4 protein-coding genes and 1 tRNA gene are annotated in these 6,400 nt (G+C 55.8%); all 5 read right to left on the minus strand.

Annotation, left to right across the window (positions count from 1 at the left end):
• Window positions 1–4: 4 nt before the first annotated feature.
• A complete protein-coding gene (locus tag C0U40_RS19875; protein ID WP_101657540.1) occupies window positions 5–3,295 on the minus strand; it encodes a Hint domain-containing protein in 3,291 nt (1,096 codons plus the stop codon).
• A gap of 310 nt (window positions 3,296–3,605) precedes the next feature.
• A tRNA-Trp gene (locus tag C0U40_RS19880) sits at window positions 3,606–3,681 on the minus strand.
• 115 nt (window positions 3,682–3,796) lie between these two features.
• On the minus strand, window positions 3,797–4,987 hold the full coding sequence (locus C0U40_RS19885; protein ID WP_145991961.1) for a hypothetical protein: 1,191 nt from the start codon (window positions 4,985–4,987) through the stop codon (window positions 3,797–3,799).
• A gap of 15 nt (window positions 4,988–5,002) precedes the next feature.
• Entirely contained in the window at window positions 5,003–6,037 is a 1,035-nt protein-coding gene (locus C0U40_RS19890; protein WP_101657542.1) for an SDR family oxidoreductase, read from the minus strand.
• A gap of 283 nt (window positions 6,038–6,320) precedes the next feature.
• On the minus strand, window positions 6,321–6,400 hold an 80-nt coding region (locus tag C0U40_RS20445), incomplete at its 5' end, for a hypothetical protein (protein ID WP_219619823.1).

Consider the following 6,400-nt stretch of genomic DNA (forward strand, 5'->3'; position numbering starts at 1 on the left):
CGACCTAAGCCATCCCCTGCCCGAGAAGCTCTGCTTCGTGGGCTTTCAGGCTGAAACGCGCTGCAGGACCATAGGCGGCCGGTGTCTCGGCGAGTTCGGGAAACAACGACAGGATTTCAGCGCGCGCTTCTTGTGAAACTGCATCCAGCGCCAGTTCGCCGGGATGGAAGCTTTCGGCTGCGGCACCGTTAGCGTGCACAATCTGATGGGTGTCAAATAGCATATGGAAATATTCGACCTCCGGCATTTCGGCGCGGTAGACACCGTCCCAGCTGAGCAGATGTTTGGCAGGAACCAGAACTTCCTTTTCGCAGAAAAGCAATTCCGCAATGGGGCCGGATACCAGCAAGCGGTGCTGCGGACTGACAACCAGATCACTGTGATTTCCAAGAACGCCTTTGGAAATCACGATTGGCGCGAAATCGGCCACAGCAGGGACTTTACGCGAACCGATCCAGCGGATTTGCTGCAACCCGTTGTCGAGTGTCAGGATCTGATCCCCCTCGGACAGATCCTCGATACACGCCTCACCACTGTGGGTCAGGATTTTTGTGCCACGGGCAAAACAGATGATATTCTCAATCTGCGAGAAATCCACCCGCGTGCCATCCAGCAGAAAGGCATATCCGGTAAGACCGCCATTGGCATCATCGGCATCGGTGATGACCATGGAGCCTTTTTGCAGCTGTCCGGCGAAATCGATTGTATCGCCTGCGCCGGTTTCATCACCCTCACCACCGAAGATCGTGATCGGGCCCGACTGGTCCTGCGTTACATCAATGGTAAAGGTATCGTCCCCGTCCCCACCGTAGGCCAGATCGGATTTACCAAGGTACAGCACATCACTGCCCTGATCCCCGTGAAGCGTATCGGTTCCGTCGCCGCCGGTGATCGTATCCGCACCGGCCCCGCCATAGAGCAGATCCGCAGCCGCGCCGCCGTCGATCATGTCGACATCATCGCCGCCATAAACCGTGTCGGCACCATCGCCGCCGTTCAGCGTATCTGCTCCGGCCCCGCCGTAAAGGGTGTCCGCCCCTGCACCGCCGTCAATGCTGTCTGCACCGGCGCCGCCATCCAGAGAATCACCACCGGCGCTCCCTACGATGGTATCGTCCCCGCCACCGCCTTCAATCGACACGCCACTGTTAGAAGCCGAAGCATCTACAGTGTCCGCATAATCGGTCAGCACAAGGACTTCCATTTCAGAGAAGGTCGCTGTATCCGAACCGTCCGTCAGGGTTCCGGCCTCGTCACCGGTGTAGTTCACATCAACGCCGGTCGTCAGTGCCGAGGCATCTACTGTGTCATTATCACCGCCGCCTTCGCCACCCGAGATGGTGTCGTTTCCAAATCCATCGCCAAGGATGAAGGTGTCTTCGTCGTCACCACCAAATAAGGTATCGTCGCCACCAAGTCCGGTCAGGATGTCATTGCCCGCGCCACCATAAAACACATTGGTGTAACCCGGTCCCTGCCCGTCGTAGCCTGTCAGCACATCGTCAAAAGAAGAGCCGATCAGACCGTCGATGCCACCGTAGACATCCCCTTCGGCGTCTCCGCCGCTACCGGTTGCTGTGGTCAGGTTAACGGTCACGCCAGACGCCGAACTGCTGTAATCCGCGTAATCCATACCGGATCCGCCAAAGAGCGTATCCGCACCGCCGCCGCCCGCCAGCGTGTCATCCCCGTCCCCGCCGACAAGTGTATCCGCGCCGGAACCGCCAATTAGGGAATCCGCACCGGCACCGGCGTCTACAGAAACGGCCTGCGTCGTGGCAGAGGCATCAACCGTGTCATCCTGACCGGTCAACACCAGTTCTTCGATTTCCGAGAAAGTCGCAATCTGGCCGGTGGCGTCGTTGATCGTACCGGCCTCGTTACCGGTATAGGTAACATCCATGCCACTGGTCAGGGCAGACCCGTCGATCGTGTCGCTGTCCGTACCACCTTCGCCACCGACAATGCTGTCGTTGCCAAGATTGTCGCCAAGCTGGAACACATCGGCGTCATCGCCGCCATAAAGAGTGTCATCGTCTTCGCTGGCGTTGATCGTGTCCGATCCAGTCCCGCCAAAGACCGTATCGTTGTCAACGCCGGCATCAATGCTGTCATTGCCGGCTCCGGCCTCGATAACATCATCATTGGCGCCAAGTGGAACGGCATCAAAATGGATGTCGGTCAGCAGCATCTTCTGCCCGCCGGTCCCGAGGTTGTCATAATCAATAACGATGGACGCAACCGGACCATCGACTTCGATCATGACCGACCCGTCGGCCTCGGTCTCGCTATCGTTGCCCGCCCCACCCGTGATGACATTGCCCGACACGGTTTCATTGCCAAGAACGGTGAAGGTGACCGGCACCTCGTTTCCAGCCGCATCATAGGCGTAGACGCCGACTACATCCTGCCAGTTACTTGTGTCGAGATCGTTGATGAAGAACTTTACGTTCTCCACCTCGTCCCGCATCCCCGAGCCTGTGACCGAAGAGAAATTTATTGTGGTGGTCGAGGTATCCCCGACCCCGCCAACACCGCGGATTTCGATGCCCGACGTGGAGTCGAAGGTGCTATCGCCCCCGACGTACTGGTTCCCATGCTCCAGCGAAATCGTATCGGAGTTTCCATCATCCACAAAGGATATGTCCACCTCGATCCCGTTGACCGTATCGTTGACACCGGAAAAGACATCCTGTTCGTCCGCGCCTTGTGCCTGCCAACTGAAAACCGATTCAACAGGCGGATCTGTCAGACTGTCATTATTGTCTACCTGATCGCCATCGGGATCACTGTTGTAACTGTCATCAATGACGTCATCACCGGCAGTGCCATCGACGGTCCCGTCCCCGAGATCAGAGGTATAATCGGCAAAGGTAAACACCGCATCGCCCGCTGTGGCATCAGGCTCGCTGTCAAAGGCGACTGTGCGATATGTGGTTCCAACCGAGAGCGGCTGCTCCGACAGGGTGTAATAACCGGAAGCATCACCGGAAGAGACGTGGAAAGTTACGATCTGGAAGATTTCACCGGTGGAGGTGTCCTCAATAGTCCAGACCTCCTCGGCGCTGACGGCAACACCGGTCGAAGTATTTCCGCCGATGGAAATGTCTACTGTAGCGGTTTCACCGGCTGTATCATCTTCGAGCGATGCGCCTTCGACACCGGTCCCGTTGTCAGTGATTGTGGCAGTGCCCGATGAATTGGCCGGACCGTTGTACGTCGCCGTTCCATTCGCATTGCGCGAAAAGACGAAGTACGGGTCAAAGTTGTAAATTCCGACTGTATAGTCAGCCATTGTTCCGCCTCAAGCCATAAGCACCTGTCACAATCTCCGCTGGTAGGGTGCCCGAATTCCTTTCCCCATCAGTGACAGGGGAATGTGTCAGAAAGGCGGCTTGAAGCTTCCAGCAACCGGAGTGGGAAGTAATATCTGTGATTTAGATGCAACTAAATTCAAACTTGAACCAATTCTTAGCTATTTGGCGCGCGTCAAATTTAAGTGACCATAGGTCAAGTAGCCAACCAGAGCATTGTGCAGCAAAAGTTGCCGAATCAACAGCTCTCTGGAGCGTAATTCGTCTATCAGTATGTATAGAAGACTAATCTGGCAGGGGCTGAGGGACTCGAACCCACGACCCTCGGTTTTGGAGACCGATGCTCTACCAACTGAGCTAAACCCCTAGAACCAGATTGAGTGGTGGCGTAACGGCAAAACGGCTTTGATGCAAGAGGGGAAAACGGTTTTGGCGCTGCTTTCTGCGGGAAACTGCGGGAAAGTTCCCTGCAGCGAAACAGCCTAACGCAGCCAGTCCAGTTGTTTGATTATGGCCCATGGCGCCCCATAGTCCTGACGGTCCCCCGTGTTCATCTGGTTTACCGTCACATGCAGGTTCAGAACCAGCACGATCAACAATAGCGGCCAGCCCAAAATCCGGTCCAGACGGCCAGCCGCAGAAGGATCGGCACGGAGCAGGGAAATCACGCACAGAAAACCGATCAGCACGGAAACCGCCCCGAAGCGAACGACGTCGAAAGCTATGATATTCAGACTGAGCGGTGCAAGGATCGCACCCGCCAAAAGCAGCCGTGTCAGCGCACCCGCGGTCTCTGGTAACAGGCGCAAATTGATCACAATAAGCCAGAGCGACATGACCAGCAGGGGCAACCCGTCAAACAGTACCCAACTCCGGTAATCCAGCATCCCGCGTTTTTCGGCCATCATCACCATATTGTCCGAAAACGTCCGTTCCATCACGACCGTAGCCTCGGGCTCTGCCGAGAACTCTGATTTGGCTTCAATATGGGCGATATAATCCGCGACTTCCTCCTGTGGAAGTTGGCCCCAGACTGACAAGATGAAAAGGGCGGCAAATCCCACAACCAAGGGTCCAAGGGCGATCAGGGCATGGCGCGCAGTCGGGCGAGACAACCAGATGTCATAAACCAGAAACACCGCGAAATAAGGCAGCATGACCTCATGCATGAACATTCCGGCGAAGACTGCCAGACAGCGCAAAAAGACACCAATGGTGCTGCGAGGATCGAAGAAAAGAACGAGTGAAACAACCCCGATCAATGCAAGATCGATATATCCGGTGCTTGCAACAAGCGCTGAAAAAGCGAAGGAGCAAACAAATAGAAGCATCCAGCGCGCCACGGCAAAACTAACGGCGCTCCATTTGGCGAAAACCGCCAGCAAGGCTGCCAGCCCCACCAGCGTAAGAACGGCACTGGCAGCAAATATCTCGGACTTCGAGACAGTCTCCCCCCAGAAAAGGTTCAGAACCTCCCCCCAGAATCCGCGCCGTACCAGACCGTTCTCATAGTCGAAAATCAATACGGTGGCAGTAAAGGAATTGGGCGGGAACAAATTGCGCAGCAAGGCCAGTGCAACCACAACCCAGATCAGGCGCATGATCCACAGCGGTGGCTTGTCAGTGGCGCGGACCTCCACAGGAGTGATTGGGCTGCTTTGTGGATTTTTCACTGACAGGCCCGGCACTTAGGGAACAAGATGTTCACGGATCAAGTAGGATGCAGAGGTTTTGATCGCCTGCCGCGCCTCGATAAATTCCATACCCAGAACCTCTGCTGCGGCGGAATTATCTAGCGGGATTTCCTGCCCAAGCGAGGGTATAATCCCCGCAATCGTCTTGTCGAACATCCCCATCAAACGCATCACCCAATCCGGTGCAAGACGGGTTGCAATCTTGCGGTCAGGGTATTCTGCCTTCAGCAAGAGCGCGATGTCTTGCATCCACATGAACCGTTCCGACCCGATAAACCGGCTGCCTGCGCTTTCAGGACGTTGCAAGGCGCGCACGTGCATCAGGGCAATGTCCCGAACATCCACAACAGCCATACCAAGATTTGGAACCATTGGATCCTTACCGGACAACAACCGCGCAACCACTTTGAGAGAAGTGCCGATCTTTGTGTCAAGCGGTGGCCCCAGAACCAGAGAGGGATTGATCGTCGTCAGTTTCATCTCGGGGTATTCGCGTACAAAATTCCACGCTGCCTTTTCCGCTTTTGTCTTCGACCTGGAATAAGGGGTTGCCAGCGGGGAGTTGGATTCCGACCAGTCTGTTTCATTGTACCGGTTACGCCCCGCAGCAAGGCGCTTGTTATAGATTGCCGCAACTGAAGAGGTGAGGATCACCCTCTCCACTCCTGCGGCCTGTGCAGCGGTCAAGGCGCGCAGGGTACCGTCAACGGCGGGTTTGATCAGGTCGTCTTCGTGCAGGGGCGGTGTCATTGGAAAAGGAGAGGCAGTGTGGATCAAAGCCTGACACCCTTTGAGCGCTTCGTCCCATCCATCATCTTCATTCAGATCAAGCGTACAAAACACCAGCCGGCTTTCCAGATCCGTTGTGTCTTTGGCGTGGGCCACCATCGCATCCATAATCTCGGCACTGCGAGAGGGCGTACGCACAGAAGCGCGGACGTCAAAGCCTTCGTTCAACAACTGGAGAATGACGTGCTTTGCGATGAAGCCGGAGCCTCCGGTCACTAGGATTTTCTTTTTACGTGACATCCAGTCCCCAAAAACACGTCCCACGTGTGAAATACTCAACAGAGGATAGCAGGTCTTTTTACAATGGGTAAGTCTGGAATTGCCTTGTTTAGGCCGGTTCTCCCGACACATTGGCCCAAGGGCCACACCCCGTTTAACCCGAGGTGGAAACCTTCCGGAGTTACACGCGCCGCGCGCCGGTCGGCGCCTGCTTCAAGCACCCTTGCGCAAATGAAAACGGCCACCCCGAAGGATGGCCGCTCATTTCGTAAACTACTCCAACCGGGTGCGCCGGTTAGGGTATTTAGTCGTTGATTTTGGAAACAACGCCGGAGCCTACAGTGCGGCCGCCTTCGCGGATCGCAAAACGCAGACCTTGTTCCA

The organism is Neptunicoccus cionae (assembly GCF_002860325.1).
Lineage (GTDB): Bacteria > Pseudomonadota > Alphaproteobacteria > Rhodobacterales > Rhodobacteraceae > Amylibacter > Amylibacter lutimaris.